Origin of the sequence: Mesorhizobium sp. BH1-1-5 (assembly GCF_020165615.1) — a bacterium.
GTDB lineage: Bacteria > Pseudomonadota > Alphaproteobacteria > Rhizobiales > Rhizobiaceae > Mesorhizobium.
Map to the genome: position 1 here is coordinate 1 of NZ_JAIUIM010000050.1, position 24381 is coordinate 24381.

The window sequence follows — 24381 nt, forward strand, 5'->3', positions numbered from 1 at the left end:
CCCCCCCCCCGCGGGCGGGGGGGCCGGCGCCTTCGCGCCGGGCGACCGCTTCAAGGCGAGGCTGGTGTTCTATCCGTCGCGCCATCCGCTGCGGGCGCTGGTCGCGGAACGGTTGGGTGATGTGGCGCCGGGCAGTTGGCCTTCTTTCGCCCCGGATGCCGCTGGCGATCCGCTGGCCGCCTACGCCGCCTTCCAGGATGGCGCGCCATGGCTCTCGGATTGCCCGATCATTCTGCCGGCCGGCGCGATCGCGCAGGACGAGAAGGACGGTACCTGGTGGCAGGCGGTGAACGATCCGCATGGCATTGCCCTGCCTGTCGCCGGCTCCGTCGACCCGACCTTGCTCGGCCTGGATCTCACGGCGACGGCTGCGCTCTGGAACGGCGCCAGGATCGAGCTTCTGGCGTCGCAGAGCAATATGGGGAGGCTCGATCTGTCATGAACGAGCTCGATCAGGCAGGGCTCGCGAGGTTGCGCGACGGCTGGATTTCGGGCGGCGCCGCTTTCGAGCTTGCCCCCGTCGAGTGGAAGGAGGTCGCCGCGGCTTCCAGTCCCGACGAACAGGAGCGGCGGCTGTTGGCCATCGCAGCGCAGGCGCTCGATGTCGCGCTTCGCCCCGCGGCGCCGAAAACGTTGAAGCGGCGCCTGCCGCTGCCGGTGCTGGCCCTGCCGATGCTCCCTGAACGGCTGCGACCGCCGCTGCGGGCCGCGCTGAAATATGCAGCCGATGCGAGGCTCAAGACCCGGGTGGCCACGCTCGTCGCCAGCCGCGGCTTCGTCACCCATCCGATGGACTGGATGCCCGCCGCATCCGACCAGGCTGCCCCGGAGGTCTATGCTCCCTGGGTCGACTGGCAGGCGGGCGCGGATGGCGAAAAGCACTCCCGACGCGAGCATCTGACGGCGGAAACCTGGGATGATTTCTACCCCGCAGCGCGCCGCATTGCTTTGGTCGATTTGCGGCGCGCTGTGCCTGCCTTGGCCCGCACGTTGATCGAGACCAAGGGGGCAAGCGAGTCTGCGGAGGTCAGGCTTGCGCTCATCGAACTCATGCGCTTCGGCCTGGGCGCCGACGACGTGCCGTTCCTGAAAAGCCTATCTTCCGATCGCTCAGGCAAGGTGCGAGAAATGGCTGGCCGGCTGCTGGCCAGGCTGGGGGAGCGTAGCTACCCAACAGATGGCGGCGCGGAGGATCCGACAGGTGAGTTGGCCGCTCTCATCGAGAAAGGCAAATCCGGCTTCCTTCGCCGCCGTACCACCTACGCACCGATAAAACTCAAGTCGCCCGCGCAACAGGCCCGTCGCGCCGACTTGTTCGCTTCCTGCTACTTCGGCGATCTCGTCGCGCGCTTCGGCAAGACAGAGCCTGATTTCATCGGCGCATGGCAGTTCGGCGTCGATGACAATGCCGATCGTTTTCTCGTTCTAATGGTCTCGGTGTCCGGCAGCGATGCGGCGGTGGCCTGTTTGGCGGATCTGCTCGTCGCCGAAGGCGGCAAGCTGACGCTTCTCGTCCTCCAGCTCATGTTGCGTTTGGACAGCGGCAGGAAGCGTCTCCTGATCAGGCAGATCTTGAATGACGCGCAGAATCTGCACGCGCTCAGCTTGGTCGAAGGCGCGGAGGCAGGCTGGCTGCAATGGGGCGACCTCGCAAACGGCAAGACGCTTTCGGCGCTGCGCTCCGCCGTCTCGGGTGACAACGACGTCATGAAACGAAGCGCCGAGCAGTATCTCGAGGCCATAGGTTTTCTCGCCACGGCGGCGACGGCGGAGAAACTAATCGGCGACGTCGCCGCCGCCGGTCTGCCGCCCGCATCGCCATCGCTCAGCCTGCTGCGCCTCAACGCGGCGCTGGCCGGAAACACAACCAAATGATCAATTCGGAGAAGATCGCATGAACGCAGCCATCCGCCTCCCGGCCGAGCAGGTCTATGCCGCCGAACTTCAGGCGCTCGCGCGCGGCGACGATCGCCAGAAGCCCGCCGGCTGGAGCCTGTCGCCCAAGGCCGTGCTGACCTATCTGATGGGCGGCAAGGTGAGCGACGGCACGATAATTTCGCCGAAATATGTCGGTCGCCGCCAATTGATGGAAACGGCGGTAGCCACGCTCGCGACCGACCGCGCGCTGCTTCTGCTCGGCGTCCCGGGAACGGCGAAATCGTGGGTATCGGAACATCTCGCCGGCGCCATCATGGGCAATTCGACGCTGGTCGTGCAATGCACCGCCGGCACCGACGAAAACCAGATCCGCTATGGCTGGAACTATGCCCAGCTCCTGGCAAAGGGCCCGAGCCAAGAGGCGCTGGTGCCGACGCCGCTCTACCGCGCCATGCAGGACGGCAAGCTCTGCCGCCTGGAAGAGCTGACGCGCATGGGCTCCGACGTGCAGGACACGCTGATCACCGTGCTGTCGGAAAAGATGATGCCGGTGCCGGAGCTGAACACCTCGATCTACGCCCAGCGCGGCTTCAACATCATCGCCACCGCCAACAACCGCGACAAGGGCGTCAACGAACTTTCCTCGGCGCTGAAGCGGCGCTTCAATGTCGTGGTGCTGCCTTTGCCGGACGACATGGCGGAGGAAGTCTCGATCGTCTCCCGGCGCGTCGGCGAGATGGCCGGCGTGCTGGACCTGCCGGTGCCGAAGAATGTCGGCGAGGAGATCGCCCGCGTGCTGACCATCTTCCGCGAGCTGCGTTCCGGCTCGACCGCTGACGGCAAGGTGACGCTGAAGACGCCGTCGGGCTCGCTGTCCACCGCCGAGGCGATCGCCACGATGGTTAGCGGCCTAAGCCAGGCGGCATGGTTCGACGACGGCAAGCTGCATGCCGAAGGGCTCGCGCCAAGCCTTGTCGGTGCGATCGTCAAGGATCCTGTCCAGGACAAGGTGGTGCTGGAGGAATATCTGGAGACGGTGCTGAAGAAGCGGCCGGACTATGCCGGTTATTACGCGGCGCTCAACGCGGCGATCTGAGCTATGACGGGAGGCGGCATCAGCTATTTCGGCATTCGCCATCACGGGCCGGGCTCTGCCGAGAGCCTGGCCAAGGCGTTGCAGGAATTGCAGCCGGTCGCCGTGCTGATCGAAGGGCCGGTCGATGCCTCGCCGTTGCTGCCGCTGCTCGCCAGTCCCGACCTGAAGCCGCCGGTGGCGCTGCTCTGCTATCCGGAGGACGATCCCGCCGCGACCAGCTTCTGGCCCTTCGCCGAGTTCTCGCCGGAATATCAGGCGGCGTTATGGGCCGTCGCCAACAAGGCGGCGCTGCGCTTCATCGACCTGCCGTCGGCCGCGCGGCTTGCCGCGAAGACGGCTGAAGGTTCGACCGACACCGATGCCGGCGAAGCAGAGCCCACGCAAGAGCAGGGCGAAGAACCGACGCGCATCCAGGATCCGATCGGCACTTTGGCGAGCGCAGCCGGCTATGAGGACGGCGAGAGCTGGTGGTCGGACATCATCGAGCAGAATCCGGAGCCCGGCCCGATCTTCGCGGCCATCGCCGACGCGATGACGACGCTGCGTGACGGCGAGGGGGCGATCGGCAAATTCGAGGCGATGCGCGAGGCGCATATGCGGCTCGAGATCGCCGCCGCGCGGAAAGAATTCGAAGGCCCGCTGGCCGTCGTCTGCGGCGCCTGGCATGTGCCGGCCTTGCAGGCGGCGCACACGCAAAAGAGCGACCAGGCGCTCCTGAAGGGCATCGGCCGGCGCAAGACCATGATGACCTATGCGCCATGGACCGGGCCGCGCCTGGCGCTGGGCTACGGCTACGGCGCCGGCGTCGTCGCGCCCGGATGGTGCAAGCATCTGTGGCAAACGCGCGGGCAGGGCGACGCCTCGGTGCTCTGGCTGGCGCGCATCGCCTCGGTGCTTCGCGCCAAGGGCCACATGATCTCGACCGCGTCCCTGATCGAGGCGGAGCGTCTTGCGCGGGCGCTCGCCGCCATCCGCGAACGGCCGAAGCCGGGCTTCGAGGAACTGCGCGATGCCTCGGTCTCGGCGCTCTTCAACGGCGAGGCCTTGCTGTGGAGGATGGTCGAGGCCGAACTGCTGCTCGGCGCCGATGTCGGCGAGATCCCGCCCGACACGCCGCTGGCGCCGCTGATCGACGATTTGCAGCGCAACCAGAAAGCCGCGCGGCTGAAGCCCGAGGCGCTGGAGCGGGAACTTTCGGTCGACCTGCGCAGCGAGAGCGGGCTGTTTCGCTCCACGCTCCTGCACCGGCTAAACGTGCTTGGCGTAGCATGGGGCTGGCTGACGGATGTCGGACGCAGCCGCGGCACGTTCCGCGAGCGCTGGATGCTGGCCTGGCAGCCGGAATATGCGGTCCGCCTGGTCGAGAACCTGGTCTACGGCCCGACCATCGAGAAGGCCGCCAATGGCCGGCTGATCCAGATGATAGGCGCCGCCACGACGCTCGATGCCTTGGCCACGCTGGTGCAAGGTGCGATCACGGCAGCCTTGAGCGAGGCATCCGTCGCTGGCCTCGCGGCGCTCGAGGAAAAGGCGGCGCACAGCAGCGAGTGCCTGGAGCTGCTGGCCTCGGTGCCGCCGCTGGCCGACATCATCCGCTACGGCGAAGCCCGCAAGACCGAGACTGAACGTCTCGCCGGCCTGCTGGAACGGCTGATCATCGAGGGTTCGATCGCTCTGCCTTACGCGGCGCGCGATCTCGACGCGCAGGCCGCCGCCGCGCTGATGGCAGCGATGCGCAAGACCGACGAGGCGATCAAGCTGGTCGAGCCGGGCGAGCATGTTGTGGAGGCATGGCGCAATGGGTTGGCGGCCGTGCTCGATTCGTCGCGGTCCACGGCGCTTGTTGCCGGCTGCGCCGCGCATCTGCTCTACGAGGCAGGCCGGCTCTCAGCGGATGAGACCGCCGACCTCTTGGCAAAGCGCCTGTCGCCGGGAACGCCCGTGATCGATGCGGCCGCCTTCTTCGAAGGTTTTTTCAGCGGCGCCGGCCAGCGGCTGATCTACGACGAGGGTTTGCGTGGCGCCGTCGATGCCTGGCTGGCATCGCTCGACGAGGAGGCTTTCGTGGCGCACCTGCCGCTGCTGCGCCGCGTCTTCTCCAATCTCGACAGCATGGAGCGCCGGCGGCTGATCGAGGCCGTGCTCGGCAAGAGAGCGAGCCTGCCCGCCGGGCTCACGCCCGCGCCTGACGGCGGTGAGGCATGGCGCAGGCATTTCGCTCTTCTCGGCAAGTTGCTCGCGGGGGAGGCCAGCCATGGTTGATGAAGCCACCGGGCCGGAGCTCGATCCGACCGGAGACAACAGGGAGCGCCGCTGGCGGCTGGCGATCGGCGCCGACGACGAGACATCATCGGCGCTGTCGGCCGAGGACCGGCGCCTGTCGACGGCGCTCGACGCGCTCTATGGCGATGGCAGCGGCGACACCGCCGGTGACCCGCGCAAGCGGCGCGGTGGGCTGGGCCGCTCGGCGCCTCGCGTCGCGCAATGGATGGGCGATATCCGGTCGTTTTTCCCAGAGCAGGTCGTCCAGGTCGTGCAGAAGGATGCCTTCGAGCGCCTGAACCTGAAGCAGATGCTGATGGAGCCGGAATTCCTCAAGGCGATCGAGGCCGACGTCAATCTCGTCGCCGACCTCGTCTCGCTGCGCTCGGTGATGCCCGACAAGACCAAGGACATCGCCAGGTCCATCATTTCCGATATCGTCGCCAAGCTGATGCAGCGCCTGGAGCAGAAGACCGCCGAGGCGATCCGCGGCGCGCTCGACAAGTCGCGGCGCACCAACCGGCCGCGCCAACGCGACATCGACTGGCCACGAACGATCACGGCCAACCTTCGCCACTACCAGCCGGAGCACAAGACCGTGGTGCCCGAAAAGCTGGTCGGCTTCATGCGCCGCCAGCGCCGCCTGGCCGACCTCGACGAGGTGACGCTCTGCGTCGACCAGTCCGGCTCGATGGCAAGCTCGGTCATCTATGCCTCGATCTTCGCCGCCGTGATGGCGTCGCTGCCGGTGGTGCGGACCAAGCTGGTCTGCTTCGACACCGCGATCGTCGACCTGACCGAAGAGCTCAGCGACCCCGTCGAGGTGCTGTTCGGCGTCCAGCTCGGCGGCGGCACCGACATCAACCAGGCGGTCGCCTATTGCGCCGAACGCATCGAGCGGCCGACCAAGGCGCATTTCGTGCTGATCACCGATCTCTACGAAGGCGGCAACGGCAAGGCGCTTCTGCAAAGGCTGGCAGCCCTCGTCCGCTCGGGCGTCAATGTCGTCGTGCTCCTGGCGCTCACCGACCAGGGGCGTCCCGGCTACGATCCGTCGATGGCGGGGTCCGTCGCGGCGCTGGGCATTCCGGTCTTTGCTTGCACGCCCGATCATTTCCCGGACATGATGGCGGCTGCACTCCGTCGCGAGGACATCGGCGCCTGGGCGGCCGGAGCCGACATCAAGCTCGTCCGGGCGGACGCCGAAACGCCGAACGCGGCCGAGTAAACCTGCCGCTCGCGCTCAGAACGGCTTCTCGCCGATCACCTCGAAGCGCTCGACTTCGCAGTGCTCGCCGACCAGCGACAACACGTCCGTCGAAGGTGCGTTCGCGTCGGGCTGCTTCCACTGAACCATGAAGGAAAAAACGAAGCGGCTGCGTTCGGCATCGTGTTCCATACCGACGAAACGTGCATCGTAGCCAAGCGGCCGCACCATGTCCTGAAGGTCCGGCGGCGAACTCTTCGGCCATGAGACCGACAGGATCGCTTTGTGGTCGCGCGGGATTTTCAGATCGACCCATTTCAACGCCTGCAGCGTCACCATTGTCAGTACCGTCGCGATCATGCCGAGGCCATACTGGCCGCCGCCGAAGGCCAGTCCAATCATCGTCATGATCCACATCGTGGCGGCGGTGGTGACGCCGGTGACGAGATCGCCGCGCCGCAGGATGGCGCCGCCGCCGATGAAGCCGACGCCGGTGAGCACGCCGAGCGCGAAGCGCATTACGTCCATGCGCACGAAGGAGTCTGGCGCCTTGCCGGATACATCGAGCAGCATGTTGGCCTGGACCATGGCCACGCAGGCCGCAAGACCGACCAGAATTGTCGTGCGCAGTCCGGCCGAATGGCCGCGCGCCTCGCGGTTGAGGCCGATGAGGAAACCGGCGAGCACCGTCAGCAACAGCCGCCCGACAAGGTCGAGCCAGGTCGGATGAAGCGGCATGTCGCAACAAAGCGTCTCGAACATCGTTTAGACAGGGCGGCCTAAGTCACCGCGTCTCAATTTCATCTGCGACGTTCAACCGGACAGAGCCGGGAATGGTTCCCTGACCGATGCCCGGGACATCCGCACTGCCTTCAATGCGCGACGAGGCTGACCACCAATGCCAGCACCACAATGCCGACCAGCCCGGCGATGAAAATGATGCGGCGGGCACGCGTGCGCAGGATGATCTCGCCCTGTCGCGCGTCTTGGCCGGAAAAGACCGGTCCTTCGCTATCGCGATCCTTGCTCATGATTTGCTCCTTCCTTTGGACGGATCCGGAAGGTCTCTGAGCAGGAACCAATTTGTCGGTGTGAAGTTCCGCCGTATTTCGGCAGGACGAATGCCCGCGACCGAGATTGAACCGGTCGCGGGAGATATTCGCGTCAGCCGAATTTCGGGTCGAGGCTGCCCGATTTGTAGCGCCTGGCCATCTCCGAAACCGGCAGCGGCTTGATCTTCTGGGCGTTGCCGGCGGTGCCGAACTCCTCGAAGCGCTGCTTGCAGAGCTTCCGCATCGCCGCCATGGCAGGCGTCAGATATTTGCGCGGATCGAACTCCGACGGGTTTTCGGTCAACACCTTGCGGATGGCGCCGGTCAGCGCCATGCGGTTGTCGGTGTCGATGTTGATCTTGCGCACGCCATGCTTGATGCCGCGCTGGATCTCTTCCACCGGCACACCCCAGGTCGGCTTCATCTGGCCGCCATATTTGTTGATGATCTCCTGCAGCTCCTCCGGCACGGAGGACGACCCATGCATGACGAGATGCATGTTGGGCAGGCGGCGGTGGATCTCCTCGATCACGTTCATCGCCAGCACCGCGCCGTCCGGCTTGCGCGAGAACTTATAGGCGCCGTGGCTGGTGCCCATGGCGACCGCCAGGGCATCGACATGCGTGTCCTTGACGAACTGCACAGCCTGTTCGGGGTTTGTCAAAAGCTGGTCATGGCTGATCGCGCCTTCGACGCCGTGGCCGTCCTCCTGCTCGCCGCCGCCGCTTTCCAGCGAGCCCAGCACGCCGATCTCGCCTTCTACCGAGACACCGCCCCAATGCGCCATGTCGACGACGCGGCGCGTGATGCCGGAATTATAGGCATAGTCGGCCGGCGACTTGCCATCTTCCTTCAGCGAGCCGTCCATCATCACCGAGGTGAAGCCGTACTGGATCGCGGTGACGCAGGTCGCTTCATTGTTGCCGTGGTCGAGATGCATGCAGACCGGGATGTCGGGATGGATCTCGACCAGCGCGTCGATCAGCTTAGCCAGCACCACGTCATTGGCATAGGCGCGCGCGCCGCGGCTGGCCTGCAGGATGACCGGCGACTTGGTCTCCTCGGCCGCCTCCATGATGGCGAGGCCCTGTTCCATATTGTTCATGTTGAAGGCAGGCACGCCATAGCCGTGTTCGGCGGCATGGTCGAGCAATTGTCTCAGTGTGATGCGAGCCAACGAATAGTCTCCCGTATCTGGTTCGAGCCCGTGTTTGAAAAGGCCGCCCGGGCGTCGGGCGGCCCCGTTGCTTCTGGCCGGATTTCGCACCCACCGCAACCTTTTGAAGCCTTTTCGGCCGCAATTCTTGTTGCAGTGGCTGAAATCCGGCCTCAGTTGGACCCTAAGCGGCGATCCGCGCACGCGCGGCGAGGATCTCGACGCAGGCCTTCGCCGCCTCCTTGCCCTTCACGGTGAAATGCTCGTGGAAGAAGCGATGGTGCTCGGCGCTATCGTGAAAATTGTGCGGCGTCAGCACGGCCGACAGCACCGGCACGCCGGTTGCAAGCTGCACGTTCATCATCCCGTCGATGACGGCGCTCGCCACGAAGTCGTGGCGATAGATGCCGCCATTGACGACAAAGGCGGTACCGAGGATCGCGGCATAGCGTCCGGTCGCGGCCAAGGTCTTGGCGTGCAGCGGGATTTCGTAGGCTCCCGGCACGTCGAAGACCTCGACCTCGAAGCCGTCGAGCGCGGCCAGTTCCGCTTCGAAGGCTTGCACGCATTGGTCGACGATATCGGCGTGCCAGCGCGCGCGAATGACGGCGATGCGGCGAGTTTCATAGTCTTTTGGGGAATGCTGATTCATGGGTCCATCCTTCGGTTTCGAACCAGAATCAGGACGCACGACGCAAAATGCGGCCCGCGCGAGCGGAACCGTCCTTTACGATCGTTCTCTTTCATCCGGACTCTAACCGTCGGCCCCGGAATCACACCGGATCTGCTGACCTTTCCGATAGGCTGGAAAGCGCTCGCGGGCTTGGGGCGAACCCCTTACCGCCGGTGGGGACTTTCACCCCGCCCTGAGAACATTAACGCGGAAGGTATGGAGGGGGCGGCAGGCGCTGTCAATTGGCGATTAGCCGATCTCCCCACGAGGGGGGAGATGCCCGGCAGGGCAGAGGGGGCGTGAAGGATCGCGGCGCCGCAGGATCAAAGTTCCTCGCCCCACGGATGTGGGGAGAGGTGGCTCGGCAGCCGAGACGGAGAGGGGAGCGCCCTACGAAGGCCCCTCTCCGTCCGCTTCGCGGCCACCTCTCCCCGCCTTTGGCGGGGCGAGGAACCCAAGCGCTGTTAGGCCGGCGGGACAGCGCACCCTGTCCTGCCGGACATCTCCCCCTCGAGGGGGAGATGGGCTAACCCCGTTCCGGGAACATTGCCTTCAGCCCCTCGCGCGAAGCCTTGGCCACGCCGCGCTCGGTGATAAGCCCGGTCACCAGCCGCGCCGGTGTCACATCGAATGCCGGGTTGGCCGCCGGCGTGGCATCCGGCGAGACCCGCACCTGCGCTATTCTGCCGTCCGCCGTCTTGCCCCACACCAGCGAAACCTCGTCGCCGGAGCGCTCCTCGATCGGGATTTCGGCAAGCCCGTCGGCAACTGTCCAGTCGATGGTGGGCGAGGGCAGCGCGACATAGAAGGGCACGTCGTTGTCGGCGGCGGCGAGCGCTTTCAGATAGGTGCCGATCTTGTTGCAGACGTCGCCATTGGCGGTGGTGCGGTCGGTGCCGACGATCACCATGTCGATGTCGCCATGCTGCATCAGATGGCCGCCGGCATTGTCGACGATCAGCGTGTGCGGCACGCCGTGCCCGGCCATCTCCCAGGCGGTCAGTTGAGCGCCCTGGTTGCGCGGCCTGGTCTCGTCGACATAGACATGGACGGGAATACCCGCCTCGGTCGCCAGGTAGATCGGCGCGGTGGCGGTGCCGTAGTCGACCGTCGCCAACCAGCCGGCATTGCAATGGGTCAGGATGTTGACCGTCTCGCCCGGCTTCTTCTTCGCCGCGATTTCCTTGATGATGGCAAGCCCGTTCTCGCCGATGGCGCGGTTCAGGCCCACGTCCTCGTCGGCGATCTCGGCGGCCCGCTTGTAGGCCGCTTCGGCGCGCTCTTCGGGCGCCAGCGGCTTGAGGAAGCGCCGCATTTCGTCCAGCGCCCAGCGCAGATTGATCGCCGTCGGCCGCGTCTTATGAAGCCTTTCCCACACCGCGTCGAGCGCTTCGTTCGACGGATCGTCCTTCATCTGGATGGCGACGCCATAGGCGGCGGTGACGCCGATCAGCGGCGCGCCGCGCACCCACATGTCGCGGATCGCGGTGGCGATGCCGGCGACCGTTCCGATCGTCTCGACGCGGAACTCGTGCGGCAGCCAGCGCTGATCGATGATCTCGACCGACTGCCTGTCGTCGCTGAGCCAGATGGTGCGGTAGTGGCGTTCGCCGACGTTCAAAGGCTCTTCTCCTGTTCGATCAGCGCGGCGAGATTGTTGACCTCGTCGATGCCGTGGATCTGGCGCCGATTGACGGCGATGTGGCGGCCGAAGCGCAAAGCCTTGGCCTCACATGTGGCGCGCAGGTCTTGATCGGCAATGGTCTCGAAATCGGCATTGTGGGCGAGGCCGAGGATGCGCCGGTGCACCTCGATACCGGCAAAGCCGAGCAGGTCGGTCCAGATCGAATGCAGCATGTGGTCGAGCGCCTGTTCGGAGCCGAGCAGGTCGCCCTGATCCTCGAACAGGCTCTTCTGGTAGAGCATACCGGTGCGCTCGGTCCGCCACAGATGCGCGAACTCGGCGCGGAAGGTGGCCCATGTCTCGGCCGTGACACCGAGCAGATAGGCGCGCATCGAGTCCCGGCTGGCTTTCTGCTCATGGCCGCGCTGCGAGAAGAAGGCCATCCAGAAATTGGCGAGCAGCATGCCGACGTCGAAGGCGATCGGCCCGTAGAAGGCGAATTCCGGATCGATCATCCTTGTCTCGGTGTCGGTGACCATGATCGAGCCCGAATGTAGGTCGCCATGCAGCAGCGTCTCGGCATTGGCGGCGAACAGGTGCTTCAGCCGCTGCGCCTCGACCTTGAGGTCGCGGTCGGCGCGCAGCTCCGCCACCAGGCCGTCGAGTTGCGGCGAGGTGTGCCGGTTCATCTTGGCGTCGAAATAGGGGTCGGAGAACACCAGATTCTCGGTGATGTCGCAGAGCTCGACATTGTCGGCGAACAGCGCCAGATCGGCCTTGCGATCCTTTGCCACCATCGACAGATCGGAACCGCGGAATAGCGTGCGGGCCATGAACAGGCCGATGTCGCGCGCGATGTTCGGCAGTTCGCGACCGTCGATCAGCGCGCGTCTGAGGATGATGTGCGGCGGCGCCAGATATTCCATGACGATCAGCGCCTGGGTCTCGTCGAAATGGTAGATCGACGGCACCGAGCCGGGCGCGCGTGCCTCCTGCTTGGTCAGCGCATGATATTCGAAGAAGGAGCGCTTCAGCGGCAGCGGCCAGCTGTCGCCGACCAGCCGCACATAGGGCAGCGCCTGCTTGACCACCGCCGCACCCTGGTCGCCCTCGACAATGAAGACGAGGTTGAGATTGCCGTCGCCGACCTCCTGTACCTTCCAGCGGCTGGCGTCCTTGCCGATGTGCCCGGTCAGCGCCGCGGTCCCGCCAAGGCGGTTCGGCAGCGTTTCCACCGACAATGCTTCGAACTTCCCGGTCATGCTCTCCCCTCCTGCGCGTGGTTTCCGACGATAGCGGAGCCACGGCGGCGGGGCCAAGCTAGGAAGCGCTCTGGCAAATGTCAATCGTGTTGACAATTGCCGAATGAGCCCATAGCGTCACGATCCGGGAGGAACGGATGGGCGCAGATGCCGTGTTCCATGTGGAGGGCCTGAAGAAATCCTTCGGCCAGAACGAGGTGCTTGGCGGCATCTCGCTCGACCTCTTTGCGGGCGAGGTGACTGTGCTGATGGGCGCCAACGGCGCCGGCAAATCCACCCTGGTCAAGATCGTCAGCGGCGTCTACGAACGCGGTGCCGGCACGATGCGGCTCGCCGGCAGGGCCTTCGATCCGCAGACCCCCGCCGAAGCCATCCGCGCCGGCGTCGTCACCGTGCATCAGAACATCAATGACGGCGTGGTCGCCGATCTCGATGTCGCCACCAATCTGACGCTCGACCGGCTGAGCGGCAAGGGCGCGTCGTTGCTGTTCAGGCCTGCCAATGTCCGCGCCGAAGCCAGGGCCGTCGCCGATCGCATGGGGCTCGCCATCGACCTCAAGGCGCGCGTCAGCGATCTATCGTTGGCGGATCGGCAGATGGTGGCCATCGCGCGGGCCATGGCGCATCAGCCCAAGGTCCTTATCCTCGACGAGCCGACCTCCTCGCTGTCGAGCGCCGAGGCTGACCGGCTGTTTTCGCTGATCGACCGGTTGCGCGGGCAGGGCGTCGCCATCCTCTATATCTCGCACCGCATGTCGGACATAAGGCGGCTCGCCGACCGCATCGTGTCGATGCGCGACGGCGTCGTCTCGGGCGTCTTCGACCAGAAGCCGCTCGACTATGAAGGTGCCGTCAACGCCATGCTCGGCCGCAAGATCCACCTCGACCGGGTCGTTGCCAGAAGCTCGGCGCGTGCTGTCTTCACGGCAGAAGGCCTGCGGATCGCGCATGGCGCGAAATCGATCTCGATGACGCTCGGCGCTGGCGAAGTGGTAGCGATCACCGGCCTGGTCGGCGTCGGCAAGACCGCTTTGGCGGAAACGCTGTTCGGCGTGCGCCGGCCGCTCGCCGGCACCATGCATATGGACGGCAAGCCCTACGCGCCGGGCTCGGCGCGCGAGGCGATCGCAACCGGCGTCTTCCTGGTCGCCAAGGACCGCGCCGCAAGCGGCATCGTTGGCGGCTTCAACATCGAGCGCAACATCAGCCTGCCTTTCCTCAAGCGCATGTCGGGCCTCGGCGTCATGAAGAAGCGCGCCGAGCGCGCCGTCGCGCGCCGCCAGATCGATGAGCTCGGCATCGTCTGCCGCTCCGAGAAGGACGAATTATCGGCGCTGTCCGGCGGCAATCAGCAGAAGGTGATGGTAGCGCGCTGGATGGCGCAGGCTTTGCGGCTGTTCATCCTCGACGAGCCGTTCCAGGGCGTCGACATTTCGGCGCGCCGCGACATCGCCGCCAAGCTGAGGGCCAGCGCCGACGGTCGCGCGACGCTGATCTTCGTCACCGAGATCGACGAGGCGCTGGAGACCGCCGACCGCATCCTGGTGATGTCGGAACACACGATCGTCGGCGAGCACCGCAACGCCGACATCGACCTCGACCGGCTGCTGGCGGAAGTGGCCGGCGGGCCACTTCATAGCGCGGCGTGAGGTCTGATGCATGTCGCCCAAAAGTGCGCAGCGGTTTTGGGAAAACGACATGCATCAAAACGAAGACTTAAAGCGCGTCGCGCGAATCCGTTTCGGTGCGACGCGCTTAAGAATTGCAGGGAGTGAACTGGGAATGCGTTTGAGTTTGAATGCCGCGCGGCAGGGCGCTGAGTGATGCTGCGCGACTACGCCATCCGCTACGGCTTCATTGTCTTGCTGGTCGGGCTGATCGCCTATTTCGCGATCGCCGCCGACGGTTTCGCGTCGCCGCAAAGCGCCGTCTTCATCTTCCAGTCGGTGGCTATCACCGGCGTGCTGGCGCTCGGCGTCACCGCGACGCTGGTCGTCGGCGGTTTCGATCTCTCGATCGGCTCGGTCGCCACCAGCGCCATGATGGCGGCGTCCTACGCCATGGTGGTGCTGGAGCAGAATGCGATCGTCGCCGTCATCGCCTGCTTGGTCATCGGCGTCATCGTCGGCCTGATCAATGGCTGGCTGATCGTCTATATGCGCGTGCCCGACCTGCTGGCCACGCTCGGCATGATGTTCCTGCTGCTTGGCCTGCAGCGCATCCCGACCGAAGGCCGCTCGATCGCCACCGGCATGACCATGCCCGACGGCTCGGTCGCCAACGGCAAGTTCTCGGAAGCCTTCCTGGCGCTCGGCCGCCACCGCATCGACTTCTTCATCCCGAACCTGATCCCGGTCTCGGTGGTGGTGCTGGTCGTGCTCGCGGTGCTGATCTGGTTCTTCCTCGAATACACCCGCTTCGGCCGCATGATGTATGCCGTCGGCAGCAATGAACGCGCCGCGGAACTCGCCGGCGCGCCTGTCAAGGCATACAAAATCTGGGCCTATGTCATTTCGGGAGTTTTTGCCTCGATCGGCGGGATTTTGCTCGCCGCCCGGCTTGGACGCGGCGACATCGCCTCGGGTAATAATCTGTTGCTCGACGCTGTCGCCGCAGCGCTCATCGGCTACGCGGTGCTCGGCGCCGCCAAGCCGAACGCCTTCGGCACGGCCGTCGGCGCGGTGTTCGTCGGCGTCCTGCTGCAAGGCCTGACGATGATGAACGCCCCTTACTACACGCAGGATTTCGTCAAGGGCGCGGTGCTTGTCGTCGCCCTTGTCTTCACCTTCGCCCTTTCCGGCAGGGGCAAGAGATAGTTTCGACCGGGGCATTGAGACAAAACGGAGGAAAACGAAGTGAGCATCACAAGAAGACTTTTGGGGAAGGCGGCACTCGGCCTCGCCGGCGCGGCGCTGCTGATGCAGGGCACGGCATTGGCGGCGGACAAGCCGGCGCCGTTCGACAAGCCCGGCGTCAAGATCGCGCTGGTGCGGTATCTGTCGACCGGTGACTTCTTCCAGGCCTATCTCTCGGGCGTCGAGGCGCAGGCAAAGGCGCTCGGCGTCGACCTGCGCGTGCTGGACAGCCGCCAGGATGCGGCGCTCCAGGCCGACATGGTCGACCAGGCCATCGCGCTCGGCGTGCAGGGCATCATCATCCAGCACGGCCTGACGGAATCGATGAAGGACGCCGCCCAGCGCGCGGTCGACGCCGGCATCAAGGTCGTCGCCTTCGACGTCAATGTCGAAAACCCGAAGATCCCGCAGATCGAGCAGTCGGACAAGGATCTCGCCAAGCTCGCGCTCGAGCAGGCGGTCAAGGACAATGGCGAGAGCTGGAAGGCCGGCTATGTCTACGTCGCCGGCATCGCCCCGCTCGACCGCCGCAACGAGACCTGGGTGGACGTGAAGAAGAAATATTCGGGCATCAGCGAGGTCGCGCAGTTCGGCACGCTCGACAACCCGATCGCCAATTCGGTCGCCAACCAGGCGCGCTCGGTGCTGCAGGCGCATCCCGACATCAAGGTGATGTTCGCGCCCTATGACGAGTTCGCCAAGGGCGTGAAGATCGCTGTCGACGAGGCCGGCCTGAACAAGGGCATCAAGATCTACTCGGCCGACATCTCGACCTCGGATATCGCCGCGATGCGTGAGCCCGACAGTGCCTGGGCTGCCACCGCCGCCACCAACCCGGCCGTCGTCGGCCAGGTCTCGGTGCGCGCGCTGGCGCAACTGCTTGCCGGCGAGGATCCCGGCCACAACGTCATCGTGCCGCCGACGCTTATCACCCAGAAGGAGCTGATCGACAAGGACATCAAGAACATGGAAGACCTGTCGGCCAAGCTGCCGCAGTTCGCCCATGCCGATGTCGCGATGCCGGCCTGGATGCCGAACCCGAACGCCAAGTAAGGTTCAAGGTCGCAAATGAAGAGAGCGGTCCAATGGGCCGCTCTCTGTCTTTCCAAGGGACGTTGCGGCCTCATCGCTGCCAGAAGGGCAGCTTCGCGATCTCCGCCTCGACCTCTTTTCTCGTCAGGCCGATGTCGTCGATCAGGTGCGGATTGTCCGTCGCCATGCGTTTGAGCTCGAAGCGGAAATAGGCCTGCTTGCGACGCTCGGCGATGAGGCTGCGCAGGGCCGCGAGGCTGTAGCGCCGGCGGCCCTTGATCTCAGCCGGGCACGCCGCCAAAGGTGTGCTAGGCGCAAGAATATCGTTCATGGCGACCTCCATGCAGCAGAGGGTTTGAAAACCCGTGATCTGATTGAGATTGCAGTGTGCCGCAGGCGGCCGGCGGCGTAATTAAGCCCTCCCAAATAGTTCTCAAAACTTCCAAATCGGCTATAGATCGCCGCATGCAGGGATCGCGCTTTGCCTTTGGACCGTTCGTGCTTGATCCTGGCGCAGGAACGCTGCTTCGGGGCGATGTTCCCGTTGCCGCCGGTCATCGCGGGCTGAAGCTGCTGGAAGCGCTCGTTGCGCGTCCGGGCGAAATCCTTGCCAAGGCCGAACTGATGGACGCCGCCTGGCCGGGCACCGCGGTCGAGGAAGGCAACCTCACCGTCCAGATCGCGCAGCTCAGGAAGCTGCTCGGTCCAGCAACCGGTGGCGGTGAGTGGATCGCGACGGTGCCGCGCGTCGGCTATCGCTTCACCGGTACCGTCGAACAACCCGACGCCACGCGCAAGCCCTTGCCGCTGCCCGACAAGCCGTCGATCGCCGTGCTGCCCTTCGTCAATCTGAGCAACGATCCCGAGCAGGACTCCTTTGCCGACGGCCTGACCGAAGACCTGATCACCGATCTCTCCCGGATACCCGGCCTCTTCGTCATCGCCCGCAACTCGGTCTTTGCCTATAAGGGCAAGGCGATGGACGTGCGCGCCATCGCCGGCGAGCTCGGCGTGCGCTATCTGTTGGAGGGCAGCGCCAGGCGCGCCGCCGGGCGTGTGCGCATCAACGCGCAGCTGGTCGATGCGCTGAGCGGCGAGCATCTCTGGGCGGAGCGTTTCGATCGCGGCCTCGAAGATATCTTCGCCGTTCAGGACGAGGCGACAGCCAAGATCGTGGAAGCGTTGCTCGGGCGGCTGCGCGCGATGCCTCAGCGCAACCGGCCGAAGAACCTCGAAGCCTATGATCTCGTCGTGCGGGCGCGCAAAATGTTCGACGAGTCGCCGCAGATGGCGCGCGAAGCGCATTTGATGCTGACACGCGCAATTTCGCTCGATCCCGACTACGCCGAAGCCCATCGCTGGCTTGCGATGAACCACTGGATGGGCTGGGTGCATTGGGGCGAGCCGTTCGAGCCCGCCCGCGGCATCTCCCTGGAGCTGGCGCGCAAGGCCGTGGCGATCGACCCCAACGATGCCGGTTGCCGCTGGGTACTGGCGAACCTTCTTGCTTATGAACGCGATTTCAAGCAGTCCGAGGCGGAGTTCGCCAAGGCGATCGAGCTCGACCCGAACGAGGCCGACATCTGGGCGACGTTGTCCGACATCGAGGTGCTGGCCGGGCAGGTAGACTTGAGCCTCGAACACATCCGCAAGGCGTTCCGGCTGAACCCGTTTCCGCCGAGTTGGTATTATCTGACGCTCGGCCAGGCGCAGTATGCGGCCGGCGACTACGAAGCCGCCGTCGAGACGCTGCGCCGCGATGAAACCTATCGCACCAGCTCACGACGGTTCCTGGCGGCAGCCCTTGCTCAGCTCGGCCGCCTCGACGAGGCGCGCACCGAGGTCGCGCTGTTCCTCGTCGGCAATCCGCATTTCTCCACGCAGCGCTGGGTCGACACGGAGCCGTTCCGCGATGATGCGACACTCATGCATTTCGTCGACGGCTTCCGCAAGGCGGGCCTGCCGGGGTGAGGCCGGCGGTACCTCAGCTGCCGGCGCGCGCCAACCCATGCGCCACCAGACGATCGATGACCTCCGGGTAGCTGACGCCGCTGGCCGCCATCGCCTTGGCGTACATGCTGATGTTGGTAAAGCCGGGAATGGTGTTGAGCTCGTTGATCAGGAAACTCATGTCCGGCAACAGGAAGAAATCGACGCGGGCCATGCCGTCGCAGCCAAGCGCCCGGAACGCCCTTGCCGCCATGTCGCGCATGGCGTCCTCGACCTCCGGCGGCAGGTCCGCCGGCACGATCAGGGCTGCGCCATTCTCGTCGATATACTTGGCGCTATAATTGTAGAAGCCATGGCTTTCCGCGGGCACGATCTCGCCTGGACGCGAGACGAAGAGCTCGCCCGTGGGGCTCTCCAGCACGCTGTACTCGATCTCGCGGCCGCGAACGAATTCCTCCGCCAGGAGCTTGCTGTCGTGCTGGAACGCTTCCGACAGCGCGCGATCGAATTCCTGGCTGCCATTGACCTTTGCCACACCGACCGACGAGCCTTGCCGCGCCGGCTTGACGAACAGCGGCAGGCCGAGTTGCTCTTCTAGTTCGGCAAGCGAAGGCGCCGCACCCTCATCGATCGTCACCGAGCGCGCGACAGGCACCCCTGCCGCCTTCAGCAGCCGCTTGGCGATGTCTTTGTCGAGCGCTGTGGCGGAGCCCAGTATGCCGCAGCCGCCGAGCGGCACGCGAGCCACTTCGGCCAGTCCCTGCACCGCGCCATCCTCGCCATGCAGCCCGTGCAGCACCGGAAACAGAATATCGATGGTGGGAAGCGCGTACGGCGCGCCGCCGGCAGGAATCGCCAGCATCCGCCCATGCCCGCCCGGCAACAGGCAGATCTCGGTGCCGCCGGAGGGCGTCGCCAGCGCGCCGTCTTCGAAGCGGCTCAGCAGCCATTGCCCTTCGCGGGTGACGAAGATCGGCACGGCGTCGTATTTCGCCGGATCCAGCGCGGCCATGACATTGGCCGCCGAAAGCAGCGACACCTCGTGCTCGGCGGATCGACCGCCGAACAGCACACCGATACGAAGTTTTTCTGCGGGCATCGACAACTCCACCAATGATCGGGGTTGGAGTTCGTACGCGAAACACCAGACATCCCCCTTCAGCGGTCGGAGTAGTAACCGAAGGATTGGAGTGGGACTTTGACCGGTTGAAGCAGTTTTTCAGCAGAAGCGCGAAAGGCTTCCGTCCGGAACCGTGTCAAGACGAAGAGCGGTTCGTCGTTTCGCGAGACGATGAACCGCCTCAGGGTCCTGTCTTCAGGTCGTCAGCGCAGCGCCGCAGCGATGTTGCCGCCGTCGACCGTGGTCACGTCCGCCGTGGTGCGTTCGGCCAGCGCCTGGTGCAGGAAGGCCTGCGCGACGTCGTCGGCCGTCACTTCCTGCCCGAGCAGATTGCCGGACATGTATTCCTTCTCCGACACGCCACGCGCGCCCGAGCGGCTGGCGATCATCGCGTCGGTCAGCAGGCCGGAGCGGATGCGGTCGGCGTTCACCGCATTGGAGCGGATGCCATAGGCGCCATAGTCCAAGGCGTACTGGCGCGACAGGAACAGCGTCGCCGCCTTCGGGATGCCATAGGCGCCGAATTTCGGGCCGGGATTGATCGCCTGCTTCGAGGTGTTGAAGAGGAGCACGCCGCCGGTGCCCTGTTCCAGTATGATGCGCACCGCGTTCTGCGCCGCCGACTGGTGGGCGAAGAAATTGAGCTCGAAGCTCTTGCGCAGCGCGGCGTCGTCCAGCTCGCCGATGCGGCCTTCCCAGGCAGCGCCAGCATTCGAGACCAGAATATCGACGCCGCCATAGACGGCGACCGCCTTGTCGAAGGCGGCGCGCATTTCCGCGGGGTTGGTGATGTCGGCGCCGACGCCGATCGAGTTGTTGCCGGCGGCCTTCGCCGCGTCCGCCGCCTTGGCCGGATCGAGATCGACGATTACCGCATGCGCGCCGTTGGCGGCGAACAGTTTTGCCGTCGCGGCACCGATGGCGCCGGCGCCGCCGGTGATCAGCACCACCTGGCCGGTCAGCGGCTTCGGCTTGTTGGAGGCGAGCTTGGCCTGTTCCAGCGACCAGTATTCGAGCGGGAAGAGGTCGGCCTTGGAGAGCGGATGGAAATTGCCGACGGCTTCGGCGCCGCGCACCGCCTCGATCCACATCTCGCCGACATCCGAGGCGATCTTCGCGTCCTTCAGCGTGCGGCCATGGCCGAACATGCCCAGCCCCGGCACCAGCGTCAGGCGCGGCATCGGGTCGAGCATGGTGCGTTTGACGTCGTCCAGCGCGTCATTGGTCTCGAAATAGGCGGTGTAGTCCCTGACGAAAGCCTCGACATGGTTGCGGACCACGCCCTTGTAGTCGCCGAGCTTGTCGGCGTCGGGCGCCGGTACCGCCATCGGTCCGGTCTTGATGCGGATCGACAGATCGGGCGTCGACACGCCGCGGCCGGCATAGTCGGCGATCTTGGCGGAATTGATGAAATCGACGATCGCGTCCGAGGTGCGGAAGTCGCTGATCATGCGGTCGAAACGGCCTTCGCCGCGCGCCACGGCGACCGCGCCGCGCAGGGTCGGCGCGATGTCGCCGGGCTTGGCGAGCTTTGCCGGCAGCGCCGCCTTGGCGGCCTGCGGCTTGCCGTTTTTGGCGACATAGTCTTCGGCCATGTTCACATAGTGGATCATGCGGTCATAGGCCTGCTTGGCATCGTCGCCGAAGGTGAAGATGCCGTGCTTGTCGAGGATCAGGCCTTCGACTTGTCGGTCGGCGTCGAAGACTTCGGCCGCCACCTTGGCGAGGTCGAAGCCCGGCTTGATGTAGGGCACGTAACCCATCTTGTCGCCGAACACGGTCTCGATCAGCGGCTTGCTGTCTTCCTGGTCGACGATGGCGAGGATCGCGGTGGAATGCGTGTGGTCGACGAAACGGTGCGGCAGGAAGGCGTGCAGCAGCGTTTCCACCGACGGGTTGGGGGAGGCGGGGTCGATGAGGTTCGAGCGCTGCAGCGCCACCATGTCCTCGTCGGCGAGCGTATCCAGTCCGCGCGCCTTGAGCAGCGCTCCCATCTTCACCGCCGGCAGGCCTTGCGGCTCGATGACGGCCATGTCCCAGCCGCTGCCCTTGACGCAGAGCACGTCCCATTCGTCGCCGACCAGATCGGTGGCCTTGGTCTTGCAGGATGTGTTGCCGCCGCCATGCAGCACCAGCCGCGGCTCGCCGCCGAGCAGGCGGGTTGTGTAGACGCGCAGCGCAAGGTCGCGGCCGACGCCCTTCTTGGCATAGTCGGCAACCATCTTTTCCGCGTCGGCGTCATTCCAAAGGTTCTTCATGTCGTTCCGTCCGATTCCGTCTTCTTTTGCTAGCTCATGAATAGGAAGCCGCGACGCCTTGATGACAGAAGCGGCGAGGATGTTTTGCTACGAGACCTTTTTGCTTACCGCGCCGGCGTGCTGGAGCAGGCGCTCGGCCATATGCGCGCCGACCACCAGATGCGTGCAGAGCCCGCCGGCGATGGCCGCAAGCAGCGGCTCGAACTTGGTGTCTTCCTGGACGACCATCAGCCGCTTCTCGATCGCGCGCAGCGAGGCAAGCTCTGCGGAGATGACGCGCCGGTTGTAGCTGCAGTCGAGCACCTCGCCCTTGGCATCGATGATCTGCCCGGCGATGACGCCGGCGGCACCTTGGCTGCGCAGCGCTTCCATCTCGCCCGCCGACAGCGCGCCGCATTTCACCAGATGGCTGTCGGCGTCGACCGCGCCGACGGAGTAGAGCGCGAGATCGCAGTCGGCGATGCCGGCAAGCTGGTCGCGGATCACCGGCTCGGCGCGCAGGCCTTGCGCCAGGTCTTCCGTCGACAGCACCAGCGGTGCGTAGAAATTGAGGCCCTTGGCGTTCAGCCGCCGCGCGATCTCCATCGTGCACTGGTCGGGCCGGTAGGAATAGGGCGCGCCGAGATTGCCGCAGAGCTGCACTACGGTGACGTCCTGCAGGTCGGCATAGGACATGATGTCGGCGATGGTGTAGACGGTGCGGCCCCAGGCGACGCCGATACGGTCGCCTTTCTTCACCAGTTCGAGAAAGACGCTCGCTGCCAGCACCGCGATGTCGGTCGAGGGATCGGCGAGATAGGCGTTCTCCGGCGCGATCCAGACGGCGCCGAGATCGAAGGCGTCTTCCAGCCTGCGCGCCATGACATCGTCGGTGAAAAGCTGCGTCGAGGTGGAGATGTTGACGATGCCCGTCTCGCGCGCCTTGCGCAGATACATGGCGACCGAGGCGCGGGAAATGTTGAGCTGGCTCGCCACCTCGTCCTGGCGAAGGCCATGCGCATAATAAAGCCAGGCGGCCTTGTGGATGAGCTGTTCTGCCGGTCTGATCGCCATGCCGCCTCCTCGGCTGACATTAGTCACGGCTCTCGACAAAAGTCAAATTTGCATGCCGGAGCCTTGATCGCCTCGCGGCGCGGCTCAATCCGGATCGTCATTCCACCAAACCGGCGCAGCATAGCATTTTCAGCCACGGGAGGGGGATAGCGTGACGGCGGGCCTAAGGTTAGAAAGCTCGAAAAGAACATCGGGGAGAACGGGATGGCCAATCCCTACGAACAGGATCTCGACAGGAACGCCGCCAATCACCAGCCGCTGACGCCGCTTACCTATCTCGAGCGGGCGGCCAAGACCTATCCCGACCATGTCGCCATCATCCATGGCAACCAGCGCATCACCTACCGCGATTTCTGGCGCCGCTCGCTGAAGCTCGCCTCCGCTCTGTCGAAGCGGGGCATCGGCAAGGGCGACACGGTGACGGTGATGCTTTCCAACACGCCGCCGATGCTGGAAGCGCATTTCGGTGTGCCGATGACCAAGGCGGTGCTGCATTCGCTCAACACCCGGCTCGACGCCGCCGTCATTGCCTTCCAGCTCGACCATGCCGATACGAAGGTGCTGATCGTCGACCGCGAATTCTCGGGCGTCGTGAGGGAGGCGCTGGCATTGGCCAAGGCGAAGCCATTGGTCATCGACTATGACGATCCGGACTACGCCGCCGATGCGCCCTATCCGAAGGGCGAGCGCATCGGCTCGACGGATTATGAGGAGTTCATCGCCGGCGGTGACGAGGGTTTCGCCTGGTCGATGCCCGATGACGAGTGGGACGCCATCTCGCTCAACTACACTTCCGGCACGACGGGCAATCCGAAGGGCGTCGTCTACCATCATCGCGGCGCGGCGCTGATGGCCTACGCCAACACCATCCATGCCGGCATGGCCAAGCACGCGGTCTATCTCTGGACGCTACCGATGTTCCACTGCAATGGCTGGTGCTTCCCCTGGACGCTCGCCGTGCAGGCCGGCACCCATGTCTGCCTGCGCTGGGTGCGGGCAAAGCCGATATATGACGCGATCGCCGACCATGGCGTCACCCATCTTTGCGGCGCGCCGATCGTCATGTCGGTGCTGATCAACGCCAGGGACGAAGACAAACGTGCGTTCCCGCAGACCGTCACCTTCAACACCGCGGCCGCCCCGCCGCCGGAAGCGGTGCTTTCCGGAATGGCCGACGCCGGCTTCGCCGTCACCCATCTCTACGGCCTGACCGAGACCTACGGCCCGGCCGTCGTCAACGAATGGCACAATGAGTGGGACGCGCTGGAGAAGGGACCGAGGACCGCGAAGAAAGCGCGCCAGGGCGTGCGCTATGCCGCGCTCGAAGGGCTGACGGTGATGGACCCTCAGACGATGGTCGAGACGCCCGCCGATGGCGCGTCCATCGGCGAGGTCATGTTCCGCGGCAACATCGTCATGAAGGGCTATCTGAAGAACAGGAAGGCCACCGACGAAGCCTTCGCCGGCGGCTGGTTCCATTCCGGCGATCTCGGCGTCATGCATCCCGATGGCTACATCCAGCTCAAGGACCGCTCCAAGGACATCATCATATCGGGCGGCGAGAACATCTCTTCCATCGAGGTCGAGGACGCGCTCTACAAGCATCCTTCGGTCGCCTCCTGCGGCGTGGTTGCCCGCGCCGACGAGAAATGGGGCGAGGTGCCGGTCGCCTATGTCGAGCTGAAGCCCAGCAAGAGCGCGACCGAGGCCGAGATTATCGAGCATTGCCGAGGGCTGCTCGCGCGCTTCAAGGTGCCGAAGGCGGTGGTGTTTGCGGAAATCCCGAAGACCTCGACGGGGAAGATCCAGAAGTTCAGGTTGAGGGAAATGGCGAAGGGGGTGTGAGCCTCAAACGGGGAGGCCGAGTTCCCGCCCACCCCCCTCTGGCCTGCCGGCCATCTCC

19 protein-coding genes, 1 pseudogene and 1 riboswitch are annotated in these 24381 nt (G+C 65.2%); of the genes and pseudogenes, 10 read left to right on the plus strand and 10 right to left on the minus strand.

The annotated features are described in order from the left end of the window. The 5 genes and pseudogenes from LB572_RS33840 to LB572_RS33860 all read left to right on the plus strand — a co-directional run. Positions 1–442 (plus strand): annotated as a pseudogene (locus LB572_RS33840) (SWIM zinc finger family protein); the annotation flags it as partial. Then, entirely contained in the window at positions 439–1875 is a 1437-nt protein-coding gene (locus LB572_RS33845; RefSeq protein ID WP_224670849.1) for a DUF5691 domain-containing protein, read from the plus strand. The pseudogene LB572_RS33840 and the gene LB572_RS33845, both read left to right, overlap by 4 nt. Positions 1876–1894: 19 nt before the next feature. After that, a complete protein-coding gene (locus LB572_RS33850; protein WP_224670850.1) occupies positions 1895–2974 on the plus strand; it encodes an ATP-binding protein in 1080 nt (359 codons plus the stop codon). A gap of 3 nt (positions 2975–2977) precedes the next feature. Beyond that, the gene (locus LB572_RS33855) at positions 2978–5236 is read left to right on the plus strand and encodes a DUF5682 family protein (protein ID WP_224670851.1); all 2259 of its coding nucleotides are present in this window, start codon (positions 2978–2980) and stop codon (positions 5234–5236) included. After that, positions 5229–6464 carry a VWA domain-containing protein gene (locus LB572_RS33860; RefSeq protein WP_224670852.1) on the plus strand — a complete coding sequence of 412 codons (1236 nt, stop codon included), beginning with the start codon at positions 5229–5231 and terminating at the stop codon, positions 6462–6464. Before LB572_RS33855 ends, LB572_RS33860 begins: the two co-directional genes overlap by 8 nt. Before the next feature lie 15 nt (positions 6465–6479). On the opposite strand, the gene LB572_RS33865 is transcribed toward LB572_RS33860, so the two are convergent. The 6 genes from LB572_RS33865 to mtnK all read right to left on the minus strand — a co-directional run bounded on the left by LB572_RS33865 (position 6480) and on the right by mtnK (position 12210). Continuing rightward, a complete protein-coding gene (locus tag LB572_RS33865; protein ID WP_224670853.1) occupies positions 6480–7181 on the minus strand; it encodes an MgtC/SapB family protein in 702 nt (233 codons plus the stop codon). Between the two features lie 134 nt (positions 7182–7315). Next, positions 7316–7474 carry a peptide ABC transporter permease gene (locus LB572_RS33870; RefSeq protein WP_140805014.1) on the minus strand — a complete coding sequence of 53 codons (159 nt, stop codon included), beginning with the start codon at positions 7472–7474 and terminating at the stop codon, positions 7316–7318. Between the two features lie 133 nt (positions 7475–7607). Further along, positions 7608–8672, minus strand: a complete 1065-nt coding sequence (gene fba, locus LB572_RS33875; protein ID WP_140805012.1) for a class II fructose-bisphosphate aldolase — start codon at positions 8670–8672, stop codon at positions 7608–7610. A gap of 163 nt (positions 8673–8835) precedes the next feature. After that, positions 8836–9303: a 6,7-dimethyl-8-ribityllumazine synthase gene (locus tag LB572_RS33880; RefSeq protein ID WP_224670854.1), complete on the minus strand. Its 468-nt coding sequence runs from the start codon at positions 9301–9303 to the stop codon at positions 8836–8838. Positions 9304–9382: 79 nt separating this feature from the next. After that, positions 9383–9529: riboswitch (FMN riboswitch) on the minus strand. Between the two features lie 321 nt (positions 9530–9850). Then, positions 9851–10945 carry an S-methyl-5-thioribose-1-phosphate isomerase gene (gene mtnA, locus LB572_RS33885; protein WP_224670855.1) on the minus strand — a complete coding sequence of 365 codons (1095 nt, stop codon included), beginning with the start codon at positions 10943–10945 and terminating at the stop codon, positions 9851–9853. Then, complete coding sequence (gene mtnK / locus LB572_RS33890; protein WP_224670856.1) at positions 10942–12210, minus strand: S-methyl-5-thioribose kinase; 1269 nt, start codon at positions 12208–12210, stop codon at positions 10942–10944. The genes mtnA and mtnK overlap by 4 nt, the downstream gene beginning before the upstream one ends. 137 nt (positions 12211–12347) lie before the next feature. Between mtnK and LB572_RS33895 the strand changes: the two genes are divergently transcribed. The 3 genes from LB572_RS33895 to LB572_RS33905 all read left to right on the plus strand — a co-directional run bounded on the left by LB572_RS33895 (position 12348) and on the right by LB572_RS33905 (position 16118). Further along, a complete protein-coding gene (locus LB572_RS33895) occupies positions 12348–13859 on the plus strand; it encodes a sugar ABC transporter ATP-binding protein (RefSeq protein WP_224670857.1) in 1512 nt (503 codons plus the stop codon). A gap of 171 nt (positions 13860–14030) precedes the next feature. Continuing rightward, entirely contained in the window at positions 14031–15026 is a 996-nt protein-coding gene (locus LB572_RS33900; RefSeq protein WP_140809419.1) for an ABC transporter permease, read from the plus strand. A 39-nt stretch (positions 15027–15065) separates the two neighbouring features. Then, entirely contained in the window at positions 15066–16118 is a 1053-nt protein-coding gene (locus LB572_RS33905; protein ID WP_140705080.1) for a substrate-binding domain-containing protein, read from the plus strand. Between the two features lie 70 nt (positions 16119–16188). On the opposite strand, the gene LB572_RS33910 is transcribed toward LB572_RS33905, so the two are convergent. Then, the gene (locus LB572_RS33910; RefSeq protein ID WP_224670858.1) at positions 16189–16428 is read right to left on the minus strand and encodes a DUF1127 domain-containing protein; all 240 of its coding nucleotides are present in this window, start codon (positions 16426–16428) and stop codon (positions 16189–16191) included. A 134-nt stretch (positions 16429–16562) separates the two neighbouring features. Here LB572_RS33910 and LB572_RS33915 point away from each other — a divergent pair, with 134 nt between their 5' ends. Continuing rightward, positions 16563–18068, plus strand: a complete 1506-nt coding sequence (locus LB572_RS33915; RefSeq protein ID WP_224670859.1) for a winged helix-turn-helix domain-containing tetratricopeptide repeat protein — start codon at positions 16563–16565, stop codon at positions 18066–18068. Positions 18069–18081: 13 nt separating this feature from the next. Here LB572_RS33915 and LB572_RS33920 read toward each other — a convergent pair whose 3' ends face one another. From LB572_RS33920 to LB572_RS33930, 3 genes are all read right to left on the minus strand, one after another. Further along, on the minus strand, positions 18082–19146 hold the full coding sequence (locus LB572_RS33920) for a D-alanine--D-alanine ligase family protein (RefSeq protein WP_224670860.1): 1065 nt from the start codon (positions 19144–19146) through the stop codon (positions 18082–18084). Between the two features lie 224 nt (positions 19147–19370). Next, entirely contained in the window at positions 19371–21425 is a 2055-nt protein-coding gene (locus LB572_RS33925; protein WP_224670861.1) for a bifunctional aldolase/short-chain dehydrogenase, read from the minus strand. An 87-nt stretch (positions 21426–21512) separates the two neighbouring features. Continuing rightward, positions 21513–22478, minus strand: a complete 966-nt coding sequence (locus tag LB572_RS33930) for a sugar-binding transcriptional regulator (protein WP_224670862.1) — start codon at positions 22476–22478, stop codon at positions 21513–21515. Between the two features lie 204 nt (positions 22479–22682). Here LB572_RS33930 and LB572_RS33935 point away from each other — a divergent pair, with 204 nt between their 5' ends. After that, on the plus strand, positions 22683–24323 hold the full coding sequence (locus LB572_RS33935) for an acyl-CoA synthetase (RefSeq protein WP_224670863.1): 1641 nt from the start codon (positions 22683–22685) through the stop codon (positions 24321–24323). Positions 24324–24381: the final 58 nt, after the last annotated feature.